This is a genomic window from Paraniabella ginsengisoli (assembly GCF_022513635.1).
Lineage (GTDB): Bacteria > Bacteroidota > Bacteroidia > Chitinophagales > Chitinophagaceae > Niabella > Niabella ginsengisoli.
In genome coordinates, this window is sequence record NZ_JAKWBL010000001.1 from 862,226 (window position 1) to 884,620 (window position 22,395).

The 22,395-nt window shown below is 39.6% G+C and carries 24 protein-coding genes and 1 pseudogene; 20 read left to right on the forward strand and 5 right to left on the reverse strand.

Annotation, left to right across the window (positions count from 1 at the left end; translation table 11 throughout):
* The first annotated feature begins 18 nt into the window (after positions 1-18).
* From MKP09_RS04885 to MKP09_RS04980, 20 genes are all read left to right on the forward strand, one after another.
* Positions 19-2,235 carry a SusC/RagA family TonB-linked outer membrane protein gene (locus MKP09_RS04885; protein ID WP_240826678.1) on the forward strand — a complete coding sequence of 739 codons (2,217 nt, stop codon included), beginning with the start codon at positions 19-21 and terminating at the stop codon, positions 2,233-2,235.
* 123 nt (positions 2,236-2,358) lie between these two features.
* Complete coding sequence (locus tag MKP09_RS04890) at positions 2,359-3,906, forward strand: RagB/SusD family nutrient uptake outer membrane protein (RefSeq protein ID WP_240826679.1); 1,548 nt, start codon at positions 2,359-2,361, stop codon at positions 3,904-3,906.
* A gap of 95 nt (positions 3,907-4,001) precedes the next feature.
* Complete coding sequence (locus MKP09_RS04895) at positions 4,002-4,712, forward strand: fasciclin domain-containing protein (RefSeq protein ID WP_240826680.1); 711 nt, start codon at positions 4,002-4,004, stop codon at positions 4,710-4,712.
* Positions 4,713-4,728: 16 nt separating this feature from the next.
* Positions 4,729-5,784 (forward strand): DUF5007 domain-containing protein, encoded by a 1,056-nt coding sequence (locus MKP09_RS04900; protein ID WP_240826681.1) that lies wholly within the window; start codon positions 4,729-4,731, stop codon positions 5,782-5,784.
* Positions 5,785-5,823: 39 nt separating this feature from the next.
* Positions 5,824-6,921 carry a TonB-dependent receptor plug domain-containing protein gene (locus MKP09_RS04905; RefSeq protein ID WP_240826682.1) on the forward strand — a complete coding sequence of 366 codons (1,098 nt, stop codon included), beginning with the start codon at positions 5,824-5,826 and terminating at the stop codon, positions 6,919-6,921.
* A complete protein-coding gene (locus tag MKP09_RS04910; protein ID WP_240826683.1) occupies positions 6,872-8,518 on the forward strand; it encodes a SusC/RagA family TonB-linked outer membrane protein in 1,647 nt (548 codons plus the stop codon). The genes MKP09_RS04905 and MKP09_RS04910 overlap by 50 nt, the downstream gene beginning before the upstream one ends.
* An 11-nt stretch (positions 8,519-8,529) precedes the next feature.
* Positions 8,530-8,988 carry a hypothetical protein gene (locus tag MKP09_RS04915; RefSeq protein WP_240826684.1) on the forward strand — a complete coding sequence of 153 codons (459 nt, stop codon included), beginning with the start codon at positions 8,530-8,532 and terminating at the stop codon, positions 8,986-8,988.
* A gap of 100 nt (positions 8,989-9,088) precedes the next feature.
* Positions 9,089-9,349, forward strand: coding sequence for a RagB/SusD family nutrient uptake outer membrane protein (locus MKP09_RS04920; protein ID WP_240826685.1), 261 nt, complete (start codon positions 9,089-9,091; stop codon positions 9,347-9,349).
* Complete coding sequence (locus tag MKP09_RS04925) at positions 9,343-10,317, forward strand: RagB/SusD family nutrient uptake outer membrane protein (protein ID WP_240826686.1); 975 nt, start codon at positions 9,343-9,345, stop codon at positions 10,315-10,317. The genes MKP09_RS04920 and MKP09_RS04925 overlap by 7 nt, the downstream gene beginning before the upstream one ends.
* The gene (locus MKP09_RS04930; protein ID WP_240826687.1) at positions 10,317-10,646 is read left to right on the forward strand and encodes a RagB/SusD family nutrient uptake outer membrane protein; all 330 of its coding nucleotides are present in this window, start codon (positions 10,317-10,319) and stop codon (positions 10,644-10,646) included. Before MKP09_RS04925 ends, MKP09_RS04930 begins: the two co-directional genes overlap by 1 nt.
* A gap of 52 nt (positions 10,647-10,698) precedes the next feature.
* Positions 10,699-11,403 carry a hypothetical protein gene (locus MKP09_RS04935; protein WP_240826688.1) on the forward strand — a complete coding sequence of 235 codons (705 nt, stop codon included), beginning with the start codon at positions 10,699-10,701 and terminating at the stop codon, positions 11,401-11,403.
* 37 nt (positions 11,404-11,440) lie between these two features.
* Positions 11,441-11,824 (forward strand): IPT/TIG domain-containing protein, encoded by a 384-nt coding sequence (locus MKP09_RS04940; RefSeq protein WP_240826689.1) that lies wholly within the window; start codon positions 11,441-11,443, stop codon positions 11,822-11,824.
* Between the two features lie 173 nt (positions 11,825-11,997).
* Entirely contained in the window at positions 11,998-13,086 is a 1,089-nt protein-coding gene (locus MKP09_RS04945) for a delta-60 repeat domain-containing protein (protein ID WP_240826690.1), read from the forward strand.
* Positions 13,087-13,170: 84 nt separating this feature from the next.
* Positions 13,171-14,265, forward strand: a complete 1,095-nt coding sequence (locus MKP09_RS04950) for an alkaline phosphatase family protein (RefSeq protein WP_240826691.1) — start codon at positions 13,171-13,173, stop codon at positions 14,263-14,265.
* Complete coding sequence (locus MKP09_RS04955) at positions 14,253-14,918, forward strand: DUF4983 domain-containing protein (RefSeq protein ID WP_240826692.1); 666 nt, start codon at positions 14,253-14,255, stop codon at positions 14,916-14,918. The genes MKP09_RS04950 and MKP09_RS04955 overlap by 13 nt, the downstream gene beginning before the upstream one ends.
* A gap of 157 nt (positions 14,919-15,075) precedes the next feature.
* Positions 15,076-17,127, forward strand: a complete 2,052-nt coding sequence (locus MKP09_RS04960; RefSeq protein ID WP_240826693.1) for a M60 family metallopeptidase — start codon at positions 15,076-15,078, stop codon at positions 17,125-17,127.
* Positions 17,128-17,166: 39 nt separating this feature from the next.
* Positions 17,167-18,291, forward strand: coding sequence for an alkaline phosphatase family protein (locus MKP09_RS04965; protein WP_240826694.1), 1,125 nt, complete (start codon positions 17,167-17,169; stop codon positions 18,289-18,291).
* The gene (locus tag MKP09_RS04970) at positions 18,282-18,428 is read left to right on the forward strand and encodes a hypothetical protein (protein ID WP_240826695.1); all 147 of its coding nucleotides are present in this window, start codon (positions 18,282-18,284) and stop codon (positions 18,426-18,428) included. Before MKP09_RS04965 ends, MKP09_RS04970 begins: the two co-directional genes overlap by 10 nt.
* Entirely contained in the window at positions 18,410-18,928 is a 519-nt protein-coding gene (locus MKP09_RS04975) for a DUF4983 domain-containing protein (RefSeq protein WP_240826696.1), read from the forward strand. Before MKP09_RS04970 ends, MKP09_RS04975 begins: the two co-directional genes overlap by 19 nt.
* Before the next feature lie 42 nt (positions 18,929-18,970).
* Positions 18,971-19,384: a hypothetical protein gene (locus MKP09_RS04980; protein WP_240826697.1), complete on the forward strand. Its 414-nt coding sequence runs from the start codon at positions 18,971-18,973 to the stop codon at positions 19,382-19,384.
* Between the two features lie 78 nt (positions 19,385-19,462).
* Here the strand turns inward: MKP09_RS04980 and MKP09_RS04985 are convergent, their stop codons facing one another.
* The 5 genes and pseudogenes from MKP09_RS04985 to MKP09_RS05010 form a co-directional block, all read right to left on the reverse strand.
* The gene (locus MKP09_RS04985; protein WP_240826698.1) at positions 19,463-20,317 is read right to left on the reverse strand and encodes a type 1 glutamine amidotransferase; all 855 of its coding nucleotides are present in this window, start codon (positions 20,315-20,317) and stop codon (positions 19,463-19,465) included.
* A gap of 179 nt (positions 20,318-20,496) precedes the next feature.
* Positions 20,497-21,032: pseudogene (locus MKP09_RS04995) on the reverse strand (DUF4251 domain-containing protein).
* Positions 21,033-21,239: 207 nt separating this feature from the next.
* Complete coding sequence (locus MKP09_RS05000) at positions 21,240-21,425, reverse strand: hypothetical protein (protein ID WP_240826701.1); 186 nt, start codon at positions 21,423-21,425, stop codon at positions 21,240-21,242.
* A complete protein-coding gene (locus tag MKP09_RS05005) occupies positions 21,426-21,743 on the reverse strand; it encodes a hypothetical protein (RefSeq protein ID WP_240826702.1) in 318 nt (105 codons plus the stop codon). It abuts the gene before it with no gap.
* A 20-nt stretch (positions 21,744-21,763) separates the two neighbouring features.
* Complete coding sequence (locus MKP09_RS05010; protein WP_240826703.1) at positions 21,764-22,123, reverse strand: hypothetical protein; 360 nt, start codon at positions 22,121-22,123, stop codon at positions 21,764-21,766.
* Between the last annotated feature and the right edge of the window lie 272 nt (positions 22,124-22,395).

Sequence of the window (22,395 nt, forward strand, 5' to 3'; positions counted from 1 at the left end):
CTTAATTACCCTCCATATTTGCGGGATTCTACTAATGCTGATTATTATGGGGCATCCAACTGGACGGATCTTTACTATCAATATTCTCCAACCTATAATGTAGATGCAAGTATCAGCGGTGGTTCAGACCGTGCTAACTTTCGTTTCTTTAGCGGCCTTACAAAAAATGCAAACACTGCCGATGCCACGTCATTCACGCGTTACAACGGATCGTTTTATATCAATGTAGCTCCTGTAAAATGGATGATGGTTTCCAGTATGCTTAGCTATACCCGTCAGGAAAGAGAAAGAAACAGAAATGTAAGAGATCGATTGGCAGAGCAGCGTTATATACCAGATTTAACTAATCCACTAACACCTAATAAAGAACTTTATGGCACTTATCTAAAGGAGTTTGATAAGGACTATGCAACTGGAGCAACAGATGATAATACTAATAATCTTATTAATGGTTATCTGGCAATTAGCGCCAATCCATTTGAAAGATTAAATTATACCGGTCGTATCGGATTTGATTATAACGAAGGTATTCGTGATGTATTTTGGCCAAGAACCTTACTTGAAGGAAATAATTTTGTATCTAACTACTTTGGTTATAATCAAAGATTAGTTCTTACCAATAGTTTAAGCTATGATTTAGAAATAGGCGATGCGGGGAAGTTAATCCTGAAAGGCGGTCAAAATTTTGTATCAGATGTTTATAAATATGACTATGCATATGCTAATAATACTCCTAATGATTTCATTAAGATAAACGTTGTTGAGGGCGACCCTAATAAGGCGGAATACTTAATTCCCAGAGGTTTCCTTGTGAATTATTTTCCTGGAAAAATGCAATCGAAATTGGTCTCCTTTTTTGGTAACGCGGTTTATACTCACAATGAAATGCTGAAATTAAGCGCAGTTGTAAGTCGGGAAGGCTCATCAAACATGCAGGCGGATAATCGTTGGTTTACCAATTACTCTGGTGGTATTGAATATGATTTTCAGGATATGATCATCAATTCTAACACCCTGAGTTCATTATTAGCAACCGCTTCTTATGGACATATTGGCAAACTACTTAATGATGACCGATTTAATGCTGGTCCCGCTTATCGTGTAGATCTGGGTTTTACTGATGAACCAACTTTAGGGTCTTATTCAGGAATCGGTGGGTTGTCAAGACCGTATAGCACTGGTTGGGTAGGGTATGGAATACCTTGGGCTTATACAAATCAGTTAAACATCGGTTTGCGTTTTGGGCTGCTCGAAGATCGTTTGAGAATTGGTATTGATGGTTACAGAAAAGCCGATAAAGATATGCTGATGCCTGTACCAGTTGCTGCAGAGTGGGGATATACAGGTGCATACAAAAACGGACTTGAAGTAAATAATACCGGGATTGATATAACGCTGGCAGCACAAATACTACCGCAGGGAGCGAATAGGCTTGGCTGGCTTTTTACAGGTAATTTTAATTATAATAAAAATGAATTGTCTGCATTGCCCGATGGTTTGGCCAATGTAGAAATCGGAAATACCAGATTGGAAATTGGGAAACCAATCGATGCTTTTTGGATACTAAAGAATAATGGTATCTACAATTCTGATGGAGAAGTGCCTCAAAATCCATCAACAAATACGCCAATAACGTATAAAGGCGTGCCGTTAAAAGCAGGCGATCCTCGCTGGGTAGATGTAAACGGCGATTATACTATTAATGACGATGATAAGGTGCTGGAGGGAAGCTATATGCCAAAAATGAGCGGTGGGTTTGGTAGTAGCCTTACCTATAATGATTTCTCATTGGACTTTCAATTTTACTATGCACTTAAAAGAAATGCATTAAATCAATATGCAGCTTCACGGTTAGATTTTATTAATACCGAAGTGAACAACAATATTAATTCAGTAAAAGAAATTACGTTTTGGGAGCGTAAGCAGGATTTATCGGAATATCCGGTGTATAACCCTTGGAGCGCGGTTGTCCCTTACAGACAAGATCAGGATCTTTTCCTTGAGAATGCCTCTTATCTCAAGCTTCGCTCTTTATCTATCGGATATGATTTGAGCAGAAATGGTACGAGAACTGCGTTTAGAAAATGTTTGCTATATGTTACAGGAACCAATTTGTTAACGCTATCACCCTTTAAGGGCGACGATCCGGAACTGGTTAATTATAATGGAATTTATAATGGATATGGTTTGGTTAATCCACAATCATTAATACTTGGAGTTAGAGTGAATTTCTAGTTTTCAAATCAACAGTTAAAAGTTACTACATCTTTATATAAAACGAAGCGGGTATAGTTTATCAGCGGGGTTTCCATTCGAATAAATAATGGCCACGGAAGTTGGCAAAAAAAGAATACACGAATGAAAAATTATCTTTACAGATGGTCCATTGCAATAGTTGCACTTTACAGTATCACGTTCGTGAGCTCCTGCAATAAGCAGTTAGATACAGCTTCTACGCGGCAGGCGTCGGAAGATCAACATTGGACAAAATTTGAAGATGCAAGGGCTGGGTTGTTGGGTATGTATGGGTTGTTCCGCGCGGCACTTTCAGATAATAATGCATACTGGATATTAGGTGAACTGCGAGGCGGCGATTTTCAAGCCGTAAGTCGTCCGGATTTAAAAGCTGTAATTGACGGAAATCTAAATGCCTCTTTTCCGTTAATTACGGAGGCCACTAACTGGCGCCGGTATTATACGATCATCAATGCGAGCAATTTGTTTATTGAGCGTGTAGGCGAATGCCTTGTAGATCCCAGGTATACTGAGTCATATTATAAACTTGACATAGCGCAAGCGCGTGCCATAAGAGCGTTTGCTTATTACATGCTGGTAAGAACCTGGGGAGATGTACCTCTGGTAACGTCTACAGGAGAAGGCAATTTTGAGAATTTTCCACGTACCAATCAAAGCGCTGTTTTAGGATTTGCAAAAAACGAGCTGATCGAGGTTGCAACCAGGCTCCCTTATCAGTATTCAACAGTAGATCCAGATCTTGTTTATCCTCCTAATTATTATGGAAAAGGTGCTGACGAGTGGAAAAATACATTACTTGGCAGATTATCGGCTTATGCCATCCTTGCACATATTGCTGCCCTGGAAGGAGATTATATTAACGCTGCTGTGTACTCACAATTTATTCTTGATAACGCTCCTAAGGCGCAATTGACAACTGTATCAACATCGGAGTTGGTAAGTGATCTGTTTCTCTTCAGTACCTCGGACGTAAGCTGGAACCAGTTTGTTGGCTTCAACTTTATTTATGAGAGAGGAGAGTCTACTACCTCTGGTCATATTGAACAGTTAGCGTTGGCCAATACTACAGCATTCCCAATGTCTAAGCAACTCCCGGATATTTATGTGAATAAAGATAGTATAGCAGTTCTGTTTCCGCGATCAAACGGAAATGATCAGCGATTTGGTTTTAATCCATTGAATGGTCTTCCGACAGAAGCTTATTTTGAAAATTTTTCTTCTGCAATCCCTGTTTTCAAAAAGATTAGGCAAGTTGATGGTGGCAGTGGCGATGGAACATTTGCCAAGTACAATTCTTCAATTGTTTTTACAAGGCTGGAAGAAATAACTCTTTTAAATGCCGAAGCTTTAGCAGTATTGGGTCGTGGTGAAGAGGCCATTCAGAAACTTAATACAATGCGTTCGAACCGGGGCATTTCTGGTCTCAACTATTCAGCAGATCTGGATTTGATTACCGAAATTTTTGCTGAAAGAAGGAGGGAGCTTTTAGGCGAAGGGTGGAGATGGTTTGACCTGGTAAGATATAATAAACTGAAACGGAATAATCCGGCCTTTAACGATTTGATAGACAAAGGAGGAATTTACTGGCCCATAGCACAGGATGTGATAAACCGCAACCCAGGTATACAGCAAAACAACTATTGGAAGTAACACATTAATGTTTAAGACACTCATAAGAATATATCAATTCTCTGTCAGTTAGACCAGGCAGGCATCTGGTCTTTAAAAAAATAGAAAATAAACAGATGAAAAGTAAAGTATTTACAATAAAGTTGATCAGGGCGATGATGCTGCCACTAATTGCGGTGTTAATGCTCCAGGCATGCAATAAGGATGAAAGTCCGTTTGTAGATTATGATAATAACGCCGCTCATTATAATGGAGACGCTTTGTCATACCTGCGCTCTTCTCCCGGAGTTTATGATTCCATGTTGCTGGTGATAAACAGGCTGCCTGGCGTAGCTGACTCTTTGCAAAATGGAAGCTATACAATATTTGCTACAAGCAACCGGTCTTACGCTATTGCTTTGCAGAATATAAATAATGCGCGCAGGGATTCGGTGCCATCTTTACCGCCGGTATCGTTTAGCACAATGGATCAAAACATACTGGACAGTTTTTTTAGTAAGTATATTATCAAAGGCCTCGTTACCACCGAAGACCTCACTGCCAGGGCAGATGGATTACCGTTTCCTTCTATGAAGTATGGTTATAATATGCATATGCAATATGAAGTTACCAATGCATCAGGTTTTCTTGGTGGTGGTCCTAAAGCCATATTATTTAGTGATCCCCGCGGTTCGGTATTTACAATAAACTGGATAAGAGTGTACACTAACACGGTCGATATTAAAACCAATAACGCTATTGTGCATGTGCTTGATGTAGGTCACAATTTTGGCTTTGGTAATGATTTTATCAATGCTTTAAACAGGCGCTCAGAAGAAACTGAATAAGATAAAAGAACTATTAATGAACAATTATAATAAATATATGAACCGTATATTCAGCAGAAAAGCCGGCTATGTACTCGTTTTATTGGTAGCTTCTGCACTTGCTTGCAAAAAATATTTACCGCAAGAGCGAAATACAGTAGGAGCCGATTCTCAGTTTACAATTGATCTTTATGAGCCTTACTTAGGGCGAACTACTTATTTTACTAATAACTTTTTTAAAGGAAGTACTACTTATCCTGCTGATTTTAAAATTATAAACGTACGTCGGGTTACCGGCGAAACTGCTAATGAACTAACTGAGGCTTTTCCTGTAAAAGTTTGGAAAAAGGCTTATGACGGTTCTGAAAGTTCTTTAGCCGAAATTGAAGCAAAGCGAGTTACAGAGTATCACCCTATTCTTGAAATGAGCCCTCATACAGGTAACATTACGTTTTGGTCATCAGGAAGGTCTGAATTTATACTCCCTCAGCCCGATTCCGGTTATTTGTTTGATGTAGAATTATCAAACTCTGGTGGACGTAGATTTTACAGAAATCTAAAAGTAAAACCATTACGTGAGAGTCCGACAATCCCTTCAAATCTTGATATTTATACAGGCCAGCCTGTTAGAGAGAATTTCGGAATATCTGTAATAGCTAATGTTGTTGGAGCTAAAGACGATCGCCGTTTTTTAGGATCTGGTGATGTAGATGTATATATCCGCAAAGTAGAACCTTCTGTTGGGAATACCATTACTTTCCGGTTTTTAGATACACTGTTTAATCCACTAAACCCTTCCATATTTAGTGAGACTGATTGGGAGAATTTAGTGCATGGTTTCAATATGCAAAAAACAGCTACTTATGTAAAGTATGATGTTGCTTATCCTATTCCATTAGCAAATATCCCAACAAAATATACCACTACAGATGGTGCTACGGCAGCCGTAAGGTTTAAATATTCCCGTATTGGGTTTGGCGGCGCCAGGATCAACTCTCAATTTGGTTTAAACTTCGGCATTTTTGAGCCAGGCGATTGGGAAATCATATTTGCATTTAAAACTGACGTACCTAAAACTACAGACGATCTATAAAAACAGGCTATGAATTTATTAAAGTCAAAATTGAGCGAAATGAGATTATCTTATCTGACATTTATATTAATATTGGTTTGCAGCCTGTGTAATGATGCGAACGCCCAAAACGATCAGACCATTACGGTAAAAGGCCGTGTAATCGATAAAGATGTTCTGACGGGTAAAGCAAATGTGACCATATCTTCCGGAACACCGCCCAAAGCGATAGGCGTAACAGATGACAATGGGAACTTTTCGGTAAATATAGCTTTAGGAAGCAGGCTGACTTTTAGCCATGCTGGCTACAGTCAGAATTTTCGTGTTATAACCGCCTCAGACAGTACGCTTGAGGTATTACTTGAACGTTCTGCCGGAAGTTCAATGCAGGAAGTAAGAGTAGAAGGATATCGTAACAAGAACAGGGATGTTGCCACCGGATCAAGTGCTACTGTAAGTGGTAAAGCTTTGCAGGATGTACCTGTATCTAACGTAGTGGAATTACTACAAGGTAAAGTTGCTGGTCTTGATGTTCAAAATAATAACGGCTCTCCTGGTGGAATGGGTTCTATTAACCTGCGTGGTTCTTCCAGCATTAGTATAAGCTCCGATGGTTTTTTAACGCCAACCTCTCCGTTATTTGTGGTAGATGGTGTACCTATTGATGTAAATGGTGGATACGAATACGGCTTCCAAAGTAGTGGCCCAGGTATTAGCCCCATTGCACTTATACCGCCTGAAGATATTGAGAAAGTTGACGTATTGCGCGATGCCTCTGCTACTGCTCAATATGGCTCTCGTGCGGCCTATGGTGTAATTATTATTACTACTAAACGTGGTTTGTCTAAAACGCCTATTGTACAGTATAGCGGACAATTCTTTACCAAAACGCCACCAAGGTTACGGTCGGTAGTTGGGGGTTTGGAAGAGCGTATGAGAAGGGTTAATGCTATTTTGGAATATGATTCTTCTCTGGCCTCGGCGATGGCATTGATCAATGTAAATCCCGCTTTGTCGGATAGTTTAAATCCATACTATAATAATTCAACTGATTGGCAGGATCTGTTTTATCGTACAACGTTCAACCAAACACATAACATTCAGGTATATGGCGGTGATCGCAATTTCAACTATAAAACAAATATTGGCTATTATTGAAGACGGAATTATTCAAAATACCGGATTTAAGCGCTATACTTTAAGTATGAATGCGCTTTACCAGCCCACAGAAAAGTTCAGGGCGCAAATAGACTTGCGGGGAACTTTGGGACAGCGTCAATCCGGAAGTAGCTCAAATCTAACACAAGATGAGTTGAATACTGCGATACGATCTTCATCTTTATTACCTGCATCTATTTATTCAGGAACGGGATCTATATTTAATTTTGATGCTGTAAGAAGCAATAACAAATCAGCCAATATATCAGGTTCGTTAGATCTGCAATGGCAGTTTATACCTGGTCTTACTGCCAGAAATAATTTCAGTTATAATTTCAATTCGGGAACAGAAGATGTGTTTATTCCTTCTTATGTTAATAACAATAATGCTGAAGGAACAACACAGTATGACAGGCGATATGTATTGAATAACAGGACTGGCCTGGATTATGTACACAAGTTTGGAGAGTATTTCCTCTTCTCATCCGGAGCATTTACTGAAATAAGTGCAGAAGGATTCAGGGCAAACCGCAATGTATTAGTTGGCTTCCCTAATGATGATATTGAAGGCCCCATCGGTTATAATCCTCAATTTTCGCTGGGTGGGGTTTTAAACAATCTTGCTGATAAACGCTTACATGGTTATGGTGGGTATGCCACGTTTAACTGGGACACGAGGTATATTATCGACTTTAACTACCGCAGAGATGCCACTTCAAATAACGGTGCTAATGCTGGTTACACAGTAAATCCGGCCATCAGCGGCCGCTGGAATTTTGGAAAAGAAAAATTCGTTTACGAAAATGTAGACTGGATAAAATTTGGTGCTTTCAGAGTAAGCTGGGGTAAAAATATTACACCTACCGGCAGCATCTTCGATGTATATGGTAAATACGTTGTTGGACAACAATATAATAATAACCCAACTGTATTTCTTGATTTGGGAAGAGTACCTAACACAGGGTTCTTACCTCAAACCAAAACCTCTACCAACTTTGGTGTAGAGCTGGGTCTTTTTGATCAGAACAGGGTTGAAATAAACTATGATACTTATTATGAAACTGCCGATAACGAACCTAGAGAAATTCCGTTACCTAATACAAGTGGGTTTCAGAATCTCGTAACCAACGAAATCAGCACAGCAAAATTCGGGCATGAGTTATCGTTGACCCTGAGAATATTTAAAAATGAAAATCCTGTTCAATGGACGTTGAACACTGTTGGGTCGCTTAACAGAAGGGTAGTTACCAGGTTGCCAAACGGTGTAAGAGAATTTATATTTGAGATTCCTGATGGCGGTGTAAACGTACCGGTAGTTTATCGGATTGGCCGCGATCTTTCACCATTGCTTTATTACAACCAGGGTGTATATGCAAGCACGGGCGATGTACCGGTAAATCCTTCTACTGGTTTGCGCCAGCAACTTGGTAACCAAAGTTTTTATTTTCAGGGAGGAGATCCTAAATGGGTTGATGTAAATGGAGACTATGTAATTGATGAAAGGGATCTGTTGCCGTTAGGTAATCCGTTTCAAGGGCCACGGGTGGTATCACTTCCAACGTTCAGTGGAATGGTTTTACACTTACCACACAGGTAAACTATACCCTTGTGCGGGATGTATTAAATGCAGCAGCTGCCAGCGATTTATCAAATTTCTCCGGGAATATTTTTGGAGGTACTGCACTGCCACCTATTGAGGATTATAATTATTGGAAACCAGATGCTGTGGGTAGCTATAACGGAACTGTTGGGGCCGTTTATCCTAATCCTTTTGATTTCAGAAGAGCAGGTGTTTTACAGCCTTTCCGTACCAACCAGTCTTTATTTCTGGAAGATGGTTCCTACTGGAAAATCAGCCAGATAACATTCGCATATAATTTTAACAGAAATCTGATTAAAAGATTAAGTATGTCTTCTGCCCGCCTTGCATTTACGGCTGCCAATGTGTACACTTTTTCCAAGTACTCTGGTCCCGATCCTGAGTTGGTATCAGCATTAGGCCGTGATAACTCTAACGGTTATCCCAATGCCCGCACGTACTCAATGTCACTAAATGTTCAATTTTAAAAATGATGTTTATTATGAAATAGCTATTATACCTAATACCAAAAGAATAGTTGTTTCAAGCTATTCCATCTGACCAATAAAATCAATAAAAAAATAACAGATGAAACGTTTAATATATTTCTTTACAGCAGCATTTTTAATCGCATCAACAAGCGGTTGTAAAAAATTTCTGAATGTAGATCCACCGAGTGATCTATCTGGTAATAACTTTTGGCAAACCTTAAAGGATGTAGAAAATTTCACCAACGGTAATTACGAGTTGTTTAGGCAGGCTACCACACGTCCGAATATGCAGGCTGGGGCAGGAACAGATGAATATCCGTATTTACCTTTTGCAGGAGAGCTTAGAGGGGTATGGTAAAAGAAAATACGGAGCTTGGTTGGGGGCGTGGTTATATAGCTGATCTTGCTAATAATAACATTCGTCGCTTTGTGGATCTTAACTATAGTGGAAATAACTGGCGTACCATCTTTAACCACGTTCGGTTTACACAATGGGACAGGTATTATCGTGTAATAGCTGCGGCTAATATTGCGGTGGACAGAATTGGAGATGTTCCCGACCCGGCACTTACGGGTGAATTGAAAGCTGCCTACACAGGAGAAGCAGTTTTTATAAGAAACTTAGCTTACTTTTTTATGGTGCGCCAGTTTGGGGATGTCGCTTACTATACGGAACCCTATTTTGCCAAACCTTTAAAACGAGCGCCCATGGCCGACGTGCTTAGAGGCTGCATCGCCGACATGAAGGAATATTATAAAGGAATGCCCTGGACTTATGATGATCCCTTTTACGTTGGTATCAGAGGTATGAGAGGCGCGGCTATTGCCTTAATGATGGAAATGAATTTATGGCTGGCAGGTTTTGATATCCCTAATAGCCAGCTGTACTACAACGATGTAATAGAATTAGCTAACGAGGCAAGAAATGAAAATGGAGGAGCTTATCAATTGCTTCCTATTGAAAGGTATATTGAAATTTTTAAAGGAAGAAGCAGCGAAAACTTATTTGGTATTCCGCAAAACAGAAATTATGGTGAACGCTTTGGTTGGAGTGATTTCTTTGACCAGGTGAAATACGATCCTTTAAATCCAAATACGGCAAGTATTCCCTACATGAGCTACACCGGAGATTTTATGAGAGCTTTGTATCCTGAAGGTGAAGCAGATCAGCGCTTACAGCTTTGGTTTAATCCTGCCACTGCCTATAATGCAAACAGAACTTTCCAAATGAAGAAGTTCCTGGTAACGGCAGATCCTAACTCAATCGATTTTAATGATCGCAACGATGCTACGCAGTGTGTTTATCGGTACCCGGATATTTTTTAATGCAGGCAGAAGCGTATGCTGCATTGGGCAACGATGGTGCGGCTAAAGAAACAGCTAACATTATACGCAACAGGGCGAAAGCCTCTCCGCTAACCCAGACCGGAGAAGAATTAAAAGAACAAATATTTTTAGAACGGGCCCGCGAATTTATCGGCGAGGGGCATTATTGGTTCGATTGTGTAAGAAGCAGGAGAGTAATAGATCTTTCATATAAATTTTGCTATCATACTACTGTAGAAAATTTTAGAGCAGGAGCGTGGACATGGCCGATACATAGAGATGCATTGATCAATAATCCTGAAATGACTCTGAATAACTATTGGGAATAATAACTATAACACGGAGAATTATTGTTAGCAAATGAAGCATAAAAATATACTGATGAATAAAAAAATTCAGCTATTAACGTTACCCTTATTAATAATCAGCTTGCTGTTGGGGGCGTGTAAAAAGGATTACTTTAATGATACCGGTGTTAAAGACGACAAATTTAATGGCACCGTACTGGACTATCTTAAATCAAAGCCACAGTATTTTGATTCTTTGGTGAAGATCATTGACTACGCCGGAATGACGGAGGCTTTTCAAAATGAAGAGGTGACCTTTTTTGCTCCTGCCGATTCCTGCCTTAGGCGCACTTATTTAATATGTAACACAAGGTTAAATGAGTTGGGCAGACCACCGCTTACAAGATATCAGCAGATAAAACCATCTGTGTGGCGCGAGGCTTTATCCAGGTATTTGTTTAAAGGGGCACGGTCTTTAACCGACTTTCCTCAATTAGACCCTGAAAATATGGCGGCCTATCCGGGTCAAATTTATAATTCTTACGATGAGCAGATTATGAATATTGGTTCCATTTATAATGCGGGTGGGGGTGTGCCTTATGCAGGTTATCGACAGTTGATGTTGTCTTATATCCCATCGCCATCTTCTGCCAGGGATTTTCAAACATGGACACCTACGTTAGCGGCATCAGTAAACATACATCCTTCAAACGGGTATGTACATGTTCTACAGTATCCTTTTCATTTTTTGGTTTTGATCCGGATAAATTTTTTGAAACTGCAAATTCAGCAGGCATAGATAACTAATGATATTTATCATCATCATTTTAATTAGCATGATACAACTTAAAAATAAAATAGCTGCTTACTGTTTATTGTTAGCGGTACTTTCTGCCGGAGCTTTATCCTGTACGAAGAATGTTGTGAGTGAAGATCCACTTTATACAACTTCTCCTGAGGGATTAATAGATTTTGAAGATGTACCACCTACGCCTTCTATAGCTGCAGAAGGTTCCGTTGTTACCTTAAAAGTAAACGGGCTGGAAGGGAAGGAAGGCGACTTTCGCTTTTATATCAATCAAACTCCGGCTGATGTAGTGTCTGTATCAGCAGATGAAGTAAGTATAAGAATCCCTATTACAGCCAGTACGGGTAGCTGCGCTATAGAAATAAACGGTCAGTTTTATTTCGGACCCATTATCGACATTAGGGGAAGTTAAATATCGATCCAACCTTTAACACAACTACCAGTGTTGCAGATGGCCCTATTCTTGGAATAGAGCCAAGGCGCTTAGGAGGATATTTAATTTATGGTGCATTTAGAAATTATGAGAATAAAGCTAGTTCTTTAGCTGCCATAACCGGCCTTACATTTATAAATAATAATGGAGGTTTGCTTACTAATGGTGCTAGCGGTACTGGATTGAGACCTGTATTCAATATCGGAACAGTTGGCTTGAACGGAGTTGTTACTTCAGCTTTTATTAACGCCGATGATAAAATAATTGCTGGTGGTGTTTTCAGCTCCGTTAATTCAAGAGGAAATATAAGCAACATTACGAGGTTTCATGATAATGGTATGTTAGATACCACAGCTTTCGATATTGCCGGCGACGGTTCGCTACCTACTGCCATAGGACCGTCGTTCAACGGCGGATTTACCGGTGCTGTAAACAAACTCTATAATACATCTGCCGGTGTAGTAGCGATAGGTAACTATACGGATTATAATAGTATTTTATATGAAAGATCAACTTCAGAAAGCCCCTACATCGATAAAATAAGAATTAGCCAGATTGCACGATTAAATGTGAATGGTGGAATTGATTCCTCTTTTAATCTGAATGTAGGTTTGAGGCCGGTACAGGGTTATACATCTGCCAACGGATATGTTTTCGATGGTGTGGAAACGCCGGGAAACAAATTATTGTTGATAGGGAATTTTACAACATTTGAAAACCAGTCTGCTGGCCGTATCGTACGTATTGATTTGGCAACAGGCAGGCGCGATCCATCATTTGCCGCAGCAGGAGCAAATGGTAGCATTAATAAAATCACCTATAACAGTACTACACACAAGTTATTGCTAACGGGTACTTTCACCAGCTATAACGGACAGGCGGCTAATGGTATTGTGATGATAGATGAGAATGGTAATGTAGATAACACATTCAATTTTAAACCTGTTGAAGGTGGTATACCCAATTTTGCAGGCCAATTAAATGATGGTAAAATTATGGTGTCCGGTACATTTAATAAATACGACGGCATTGTGCGTCCGGGATTTATGGTACTCAATCCTGATGGCAGCCTGGCTGTGGGCTACAATAACATCGGGTATTTTGATGGAGTTGTGAATGACTTTATTGAGTTTCCAAGTGATACCGACCCCACCATCACCTATGTAATGCTTGTAGGTTCCTTTTTTAGATATGATAGTAAAGATGTTGGGAATATTGTCAAAATCAGATTTCAGAATTAATAGCTCTTCAGCTTAGTATATAGACTATTTCAAGATTGAATATTCGTAATTCCATCTGACCATAAAAAGTATAAAAATAAACAGATGAAAAATAAATTTTTAGGCGGCATTGTTACATCACTCCTTTCAGGGCTGTTGATATTGTCTGCTTGTAATAAATCAGTACAAAGCGATTTAGGAGGAGAAGGAGATGCTGATACGACTGTTATAAAAAATAAAGTGTTATTTATAATGATCGATGGTGCTGTAGGCGACGAAGTAAGAAAAGTGCAGGCACCTACGTTGGTAAATATGGCAGATAATGCAATATTTTCGTGGGATGCGCTTAGCGACTATGAAAACAATGCTAACGGCAATTATCTAACCTGGGCTAACCTACTTACCGGTACAGGCGCTGATAAACATGGCGTAACTGGCAATAGTTTCAGCGATAACAATTTTTCAGAATATCCAACCATTTTTACACGCATTAAAAATGCCAGGCCCGATATTAAGACCGCTGCTTTTACTGCAACAAAAGTGCTGGGTGATAATCTTACTGCTGATGCCAACGTGAAGCAATCTTTTGACAATAATGACGATGCGGTAAAAGGCGCCGCAATTACGGAGCTATCTGCAGCTTCATCTGCTGATCTCGTAATGGTACAGTTTCATAATGTAGAAACAGTGGGCGCGGCTGGCGGCTATTTAGCATCAAATACTGATTATAAAAATGCAGTATTAGCGGTAGACGCTCAAATAAAAGAGATGATGGATGCAATTGCTGCCAGGCCAACCTACTTGAAAGAAAACTGGCTTATAATGATTTGTTCTAATAAAGGAAACAATACACCCTTTGTGCCAAGCGCAGGTGAAATTTGGTCCGCGTTTAAAGATGGCCGTCATAATACAATGTTTTTGGCCTACAACTTTACACCCATTCCTAATTTCAGAATTCAAAGTGCAGCTAAGCCCACCGTGATACCATATATAGGAACTGCACCTTTATATAACGGAACTCAAGCCGATAATCGAAGAGCTACTCTTGAAAATAACAGTACGTTAGGGAATATTGGAGCTACTGGTAGTTTTACCATACAATGTAAAGTGAAAGTTCCCGTTGGTAATTATTACTATCCTGCTATATTGGGTAAAAGAGCTGGATTCTCTAATGGAGTTCCGGTTGGGTGTTCTTCTTAGAAGGGGATTACTGGATGATTAATTTCGGACATGAAAGTGGTAGTGGAAATGCACAATTAGCTGGTACAAAAGTATCCGATAATCAGTGGCATACACTCACTGCTACCATTAATCAGGTAGATGCTAATACTCGTAACGTTTATGTGTTTACTGATGGAGTGCGCTCGGCCAGCCCCATTAATATAGCGAGTCGCGGTAACCTTAATTCTCCTCGGCCATTTAATGTAGGCAATCTTATATCAAGTAATGGTGAGATTAATGCCGACTATTTTGTAACAGATATACGGTTTTATAATACAGCTTTACCAGATGCTTATATACAGGCTAATTACTGTAGAACTGATATTCCTGAAGACGGATATAAAACAAACTTGATGGGATTTTGGCCGTCAAATGTAGTTGAGCCTGATGGTAAGACTATCAAAGATCAAAGCGGTGGTAACAATCATCTGACAATACAGTCTTACAACCCTGGCATTTTTAATGATGTCAGTACTAAAGTTTGTCCCCCTATTGTAGACGCAGTTTATCGTTCCGTTCCTAATTCAGTGGATGTAGCCATGCAGGTGTACCAATGGTTAGGTATACTTACGCCACCGTCATGGAAACTAGATGGTAAAACATGGGTACCTCAATATATTAATGTACGATAACGGGTCTTGTAAAAAAAAATCGCAGCGGAGCTGCAACCTAAAAAGTATACAGATGAAACAAAGCATAATAAATGTTTCTCGCATAGGAGAATGTATAAGCGTAGTTCCATCCTACCAAGAAAAATCGCAGCGAAGCTGCAAACTAAAAAATATACGGATGAATAAAAGTTTGTTATCCCTATTAGCAGGTTGTGCCACTTTAATGCTGGTACTGTCTGCCTGCAACAGAGACCGGGATTTTGGCATTGACGATGGTTTTCCCGGCGACGGGGAAGGCACATCAGGCGTAACGGTGGATACCAGTGTAAAGAATGTCGACGCAAGTAAATATGCAAAAGCCCGAATATTTCCCGGACTTGTTTGCAGCAACGAGCCAAGGCTTAATAATGTCACCGTTAATATGAACTTTAAATATTTCCCGGCCGACAAAGAGCAATTAAGAATTTCGCAGCCTCCAATTATTTTAAATAGTATAGGAAATCCTGTGGGGCCTATTACAAGTACTGGCTTATATGCTGCACCTGGTGAGCTGCTAATAATTGATGTGCCTGTTGGGATGAACTCTTTATTAGTTCAGATTGGTGCGTGGACCTACGATGCATCGGCTGTTCAAAATTCGCAGCGCGATCCGGTTATTTTTTCAAGAACAAGCCTCTCGCCGGGCCGCAATTACCTGCGCAATTTATATGGCGGACCTGTATATATTATTCCTCAAACGCCTATGGATAACCCGGTGCCGGTTACATTCAGCAATGTAGTGAAGATGCCTGATTATATTTATGGGCAAACCAGCGAAGCCGATTTTCAGGCAGCTATAAGAAGCTCCTGTACGCCATGGTTGGAGCTTCGTAGCGAGAATATCATTTTCACATTACCGCGACAATTTTTTATTGATAGAAATGTTACAAATTTAGACGGCTTGATGAAGCAATGGAACGATGCCATAAAATTTGATTATTATGAATGGGAAGGCTTGAAGGAAGTTTTAGGACCTGGCGATGATCCTGTAGATCAGGCACCTCTATTACCATGGAGGGTAGTTCAGGATATTACTTTGCCGCCTGGTGCGGGTGGCGTTTCGGGGTATCCGTTTCGCGCCCAATATGGTTATGGATGGTTTGATGAATTTACGGACCATGAATATCTTGAAAATGCTGCAAGCTGGGGAACCTTCCACGAGATAGGACACAATAATCAGCAGGGCCAATACTGGAGCTGGGGAACTTTAGGTGAAACAACATGTAACTTGTTTATATTTAAAAACGCAAAACGACTTGGCGTTTATCCCGCAAAGCATACGTTTCCGGTAGATGACCTTGCAGGAAAAATTACTCCTGCGGTGACTTGGGCTATGTCTGCTATTGGTACAAGAAATTTTGATGGCTCGGATGCAGCGATTAACGATCCCTTTGCAAGGCTGACTCCGTTTCTTCAAATATTTAATAAAATACCTGCCAACTGGGGCTACAACGGGCAGCCATGGGGTTGGGATTTTATGCCCTACCTGTATAAAAGAACCCGGCGTGCGGTACGTATTTCTACCAGCGACCAGCAAAAAAGAGATTTTTTCTTTGAAGCCATTTGTGATTATACGAAAACGAATTGGCAACCATTTTTTCAACAATGGGGAATTGCTGTGAGTGCTAATTTAACTGCAAGAATGAATGCGCAGTATCAACCTATGCCTCAAAAAATATGGGAGTATAACCCTATTACTCAAACTGGTGGAGATGCACCCAACGTGGTTCCATTAGTAAGAACCAATTGGGTGATTACCGGTAGTTCGGAAGAAACTTCAGGTGAAGGTGCTACCAATGGCAGGCTTACTACATTAAAGGATGGTGACTTTACAACATTCTGGCATTCCAACTGGTCAGGAAGTTCACCAGAACCTCCCCATTTTATTTCTGTTGATATGCAGACAAGTCAGGATGTTATCGCATTTCAATTGGCACAGCGACAAAATGGAACGGGAACCAGCCGTGCAGTTAGAACAGTTATTGTAGAAACCAGTAACAATGGAACAGACTGGACTACTGTATCGGGAAGCCCCTTTACTTTGCAGAATATTCAGGGCTTACAAACGCTACTGTTACCTGCACCAGTTTCTGCACGTTATTTTAAAATTACAATTCCCAACAGGGCTGCAATTTTTGATGGTGATAAGTTTGCTGCGTTCAGTGAAATAGGGGCTGCTAAACTACCATAAGTATCCAAGTTTATCAATCTGTCTAAAAAATGAAATAAGATGAAAATAAAATTAGTATATAGTTTACTTACGGTTTTTATAATTGCTGCTGTAGCTTCTACCTCCTGCAAAAAATATGCAGATCCACCTCCTTATTTTGAAGATGATCTAGATACAACTTCGGGAACTACCAGCAGAAGGGTGTTGTTAATTGGTATTGACGGAGCTGTGAGCAGTGAAATAAAAGCTATAGCGCCGCCAACTATTACGGCTATGCTGAGCCATTCCAAATATCAATGGGATGCTGTAACAGACGAAGTGAGTACAGATGCCGCTTCGTGGAAAACTTTAGTTTCAGGTGTATCTTATAGCCGCCATAAAATATTAGATAGTACTTTTATTTATTCGCCGCCTGCAGGGGACGATACGCATGGAGGTGCTCCAGCATTTTTCCCTTCCATGTTTTCTTACATACTATCTTCTGCTAGTAAAAATAATATGCGAACCAGCTTTATTTCTTCCTGGCCTACATTAGTTGAAAGAGTGGTGCCGGAAGTTTTGGATCCGGTAATTACTACTGGTGATCAGGGAGTAAAAGATTCTGCCATTACCCGCATTAAAAATAATAACCCTGAGTTTATGGTGCTTCACTTTAATTCGCCATCAATTGCAGGCAAAGCAGGCGGGTTTACGCAGGCGAATACAGGATATAAAGATGCTATTACAAAGATTGACGGATATATAGGAGAAATAATGACAGCATTGAAAGCAAGACCGGAATATAATAAAAATGAAGAATGGTTAGTAATTGTCACCAATACGCATGGCGGAATAGATGAAAGTTATGGAGGAACAACACCTGATGAAACTACTGGATTTATGCTGCACTTTAATGAAAGATTCGGGTCTGTTGAGTTTACGAAAGAAGGGTCTTTCATAAGTCCATTGTTAACAGGCAATCAAGGTTCTGCTATAAAAGCTATATTGAGTGATCCTAATGCATATAATCCCGGTTCTGCTCCAACCACTATTGAATTAAAGGTGAGGGGATCTAAAGCGGCTGGATCCTACCCACCATTTTTTACAAAAAGTCGGAACAACCTGGTGGTGGAAGTTTACTTGCTGGTGCATCTAGTGCTGGATTCGTATGCTGGACAAATAACAGCGGCTGGAATATGGAAGTAAAAGGAGGGACAACCAGGTCAAGGCCCGGAGCTGCAGCACCTCCTGTGTTTGATGGGGAGAATTGGCATACTATCTCAATGGTATTTTGGGCTGATAGTATTGGAAAAAATGGTTACAAATGTATAGCGATGGTGTAAGAGCTAATCAATTAGATATTACGACCTGGGGGCCGATTACCTCGCCTGAACCCTTGACAATAGGATGGGGAAGAGGTGATGTTATTGCATCTCATATGCAATTTAATGTGGCTGATGTGCGTGTATTCAACACAGCGCTAACCGGAGCAGAAATTGTACAAAATTTATGTATTACAGATATTAAACAGCATTCAAAATATAGTGCGCTTACAGGCTATTGGCCTTGTAATGACGGTTTTGGTGGTAGTTTTAAAAACTATGCGCCCGGAGCAGTAAATAAGGATTTTCTACTTACTACTGGTTTTTCCTGGGCAAATGTCGCATCTAATCCTTGTACTTTTCCTGCTATAAATGATCCTAATCGCAGAACATTATTGCTTACAAGCTCCAGTGTTGCGGCGACAGCATTTTATTGGTTGCGCGTACCTGTTAGCGAATCATGGGGCTTCGAAGGAAGCAAGTGGTTAGCAGATTATGATAAAGAGTTCATTGAATTTTAATATACACAATCATTCCTACTATTTATTTTAAGCGGTTTTATTATGAAAGTTTTACTTATTCTTGTTTTCGGATTTGTAACTTCTTTTACATCAAACAACTCTCCTATCAAAGAGTACTCAAAAAACGAGAATGTCACTTTTGATTCGGGGAATATTACAGTATGCAATAATAACTCAGATGTTATTCTTGACGCTGTCGGCCCGGGTGTTTCGGATATTTCTTGGCCGTTAGGGGGTGATCAATGCGGCGAGGGTACTTATTATGCTGGTTTTGGAGAATATCGAGGAATGTCTGTTGTTATCTCTTACCTTTCGCCAAATAAGACAGCAACAATTCAGTTGTATTATAACGGAGGACAGCAAGAATTCGTTAATGTTTCTTCTGCTGGAGAATATATTATATATCCTTCTACAGAGTTGGACACTAATGATATTGTAGTTCAAATAAGTTATTAAATTTATACAGCAACTCATATAGTACAGAAAAGCTCCTGAATAGTTAGGAGCTTTTCTGTACTATATGATTATATAAAATCACACTTCCGCCATTTCTTCCACCATTAGATGACTATACGCTTCATTTAAAAAATTAGGTATTAGATTTTTGTTGGTCCAGTGAATTTTATCGGGATCTTCTAAGTGTTCTAACATGCTATTAAGCTTGGCTTCTCCGTGGTTGTTAATAACCATCTCACGTTTATCTTCGTCCTGAAAATGCCTGCTCATGCCTGTTGCATCTGCTTCAGGGTGAAACTGGGTTCCAAAAATATAATCGCTGAAGCGAATGCCCATCACAGCTCTTTCGTAAGGAACATGCGGGCGTTCCTTTTCAAGACAGGTAATATAAGCGCCTATGTCGTGTAATAAATCAAGATTGGGTTGTATCAACTGAAAGTCGCGGCTGTCAACGCCAAAGAAAGGATTTTTAAGATTTCGGAATACCGGATCTCCAACCGCTTCGGGCATCACATGCATCGGGAAGACTCCGAAGGATGTTGATTTTCGCTTGCAAAGCAAGCCGGCATTAAAATATCTGCATGCCAACTGAAAAGAATGACATATCAGAAATACAAATTTCTTATTCGAATTGTCAGGATTTTCATTCCATCTGTTAACATCTCCAAACCATCTGTTCCAGTTGATATCCCAATCGTCAAAACGAGTGCTTAAAGGATCTCCGGGACCACCGCTCGAAATAAAAATATCATAAGACAAATCAGGAAGTTCATTCTTTACCCGAACATCAAAAATATCGTAAATAATATCGTAACCTTTCTGCTCTGCCCACCTGTGCACGATCTCATTAATACACCGCATTCCCTGGTTGGGATATCCTGCATTCAGATCTAAAACTGCTACACGTATCTGCTTTTTATCATAATCAACCATCCGGCAAATTTAAAGGGTTTTGTTTGGACGGAAAACCATTAACAAGCTTGATTTACTAACAGTTGTTTATGATCAAGTTTACTGGTGAATTTATAATTGTCGCACTTAAGTCAGTATAGAGAAATATATATTTTCGGAGTCTGCTCTCCCTCTCCTTCGGGAGAGGGTTGGGGGTGAGGTCATTTAGGTTCAATTCTTCCATTAAAAGAAATAGGTGTTCTATTCAAACTTAAAACCTGTACTGATGCGTATCCTGAAGGTGTTACTGTAATAAACACCGTTCGTATTTCGTTTACATCTTTCGGTGTAATGGTGATCTGGTAATTTTTTTGCGTACTGATTTTTTGTATTCAAAATCAGTTGATGTGAACTTTATACCTCCTTTGGAAGGATCAAGCGGGGCAGTAAAAGATCTTCCAAAAAATGGTAAAAACGCAGTGACAGAATCTGGAGTTATTTTTAGATCATAGCCGGACGTAAGATTATAAAGGTTGTTACCATTAGGAAACATCAACCTGGGATTGTAGCGACTGTCTTCGGTTGGAATAACTGTTTGCGCAATAAATGTATATCTTTTTTCGTCCACGAGTTTCTCATAATCGGTGGTACTTGTTGATTGCGTGCTGCTTTGCTGCGATGCGCATCCTACACCAATTATGAATAGGAAAAATAGAAGAATCGTATTTTTTATGGAGTATGTATTTTGCATGATCATTGTGTTTTCGTTGTAATAATTCGATATATCAGTAAGATGTATCTTCTTCTAAATTTACACAAGTTTTATACCCAAAAGCAGATATATTATTTCTGGCGAAATTGCATAACCACATAGATTCTATGTTTAATGCTTTTAAGGCTGTATAGATTCCGCCAATGGCGGATTATAGTATCCAGGTATTAAAGGAGTATGTGTTTTTATATTTCATCTTCTTTCAAAAACATAAGTTACTGTGTTAAGGCCATTTCGAATTTTAGCTTTGAACCGGTTGGCATTACCAAAGCGTGGTATTTCAAAACTGTCAAATTTGGTATTCCTTCCATCAGATACATCAATGCTTAAAATAAATTCGGTGTCGCTATTATTTTCTCCATCGGTGTAAGTAAGCATCTATGTACCACTCACCCGAATAGGAATTGTCGTTTCGATCATAATACTTTGCACTGTTGTCATTGTTGAACGAAAAACGCCCCCGTCAAAAACAATATGGCTACTGCCTACGCCGAATGTATTTATTTCAACAAGTGCCCAATTGCCTATAATGCGATTGTTGAATTTTTCAAGCTTGTGTTTGGTGCAACCAAATAAAACCAGAGGTACTAAAAGGAATATCAGGGCTCGCATAATGGTATCATTTATAACCGATTGACGCTGCAATATTATTTTTGGTTGCAATACAAAAAAGCCGCCCAACAAAGGCGGCTCCAAAGCTTTAATATCTGATCAGGCTACATACTCTTTTCTATCGTAACAAGTTTGTTTTTCAAATCTTGTATTTCTACGTTTTGTTTTTTAATGGAGGAAACCAATGCTGGAATTAAAGCTTTCTCATCTATCACTTTAATTACTTTGGTGCGATAAGCATTTTTGCCAAACCGCTCGCTGATCCTCTTTTCTTTAACCAATGTTGGAAAAAGTTCCTGCAGATCTTTTGCTAAAAATCCATACTCTTTTCCATGATCCAGATTCAGTTCTTCTATAAAATGGGCATCAGAGCCGAGTTTGATCACTTTTTGAGGTTCAGTAACCTGGGCAAAAGATACCGCTGAAACAAAAAGGCATGCGAAAGCTATAAATACTTTTTTCATATAAAGGTTTTAATGTAGTTATTTAGAAACCGCTGATAGGCAGTATTATTATTAATTAAAATGAATTTTTGCAGGACTAAACTGTCACTACAAAAGGAGTGGAATAGAAAGTGTTGGCCGCAGCGAGCGGAATACACCTATTAAGCAAGTTCGGGAGGCGGGGTAAGAATACCTAAATCAATGCAAGGAATATAAGGGGCATTATAGACAATTTGATCGAACAACAAACTACATGCAGGCAAAGGTATTTGCATGGCATCCACCAATAATTT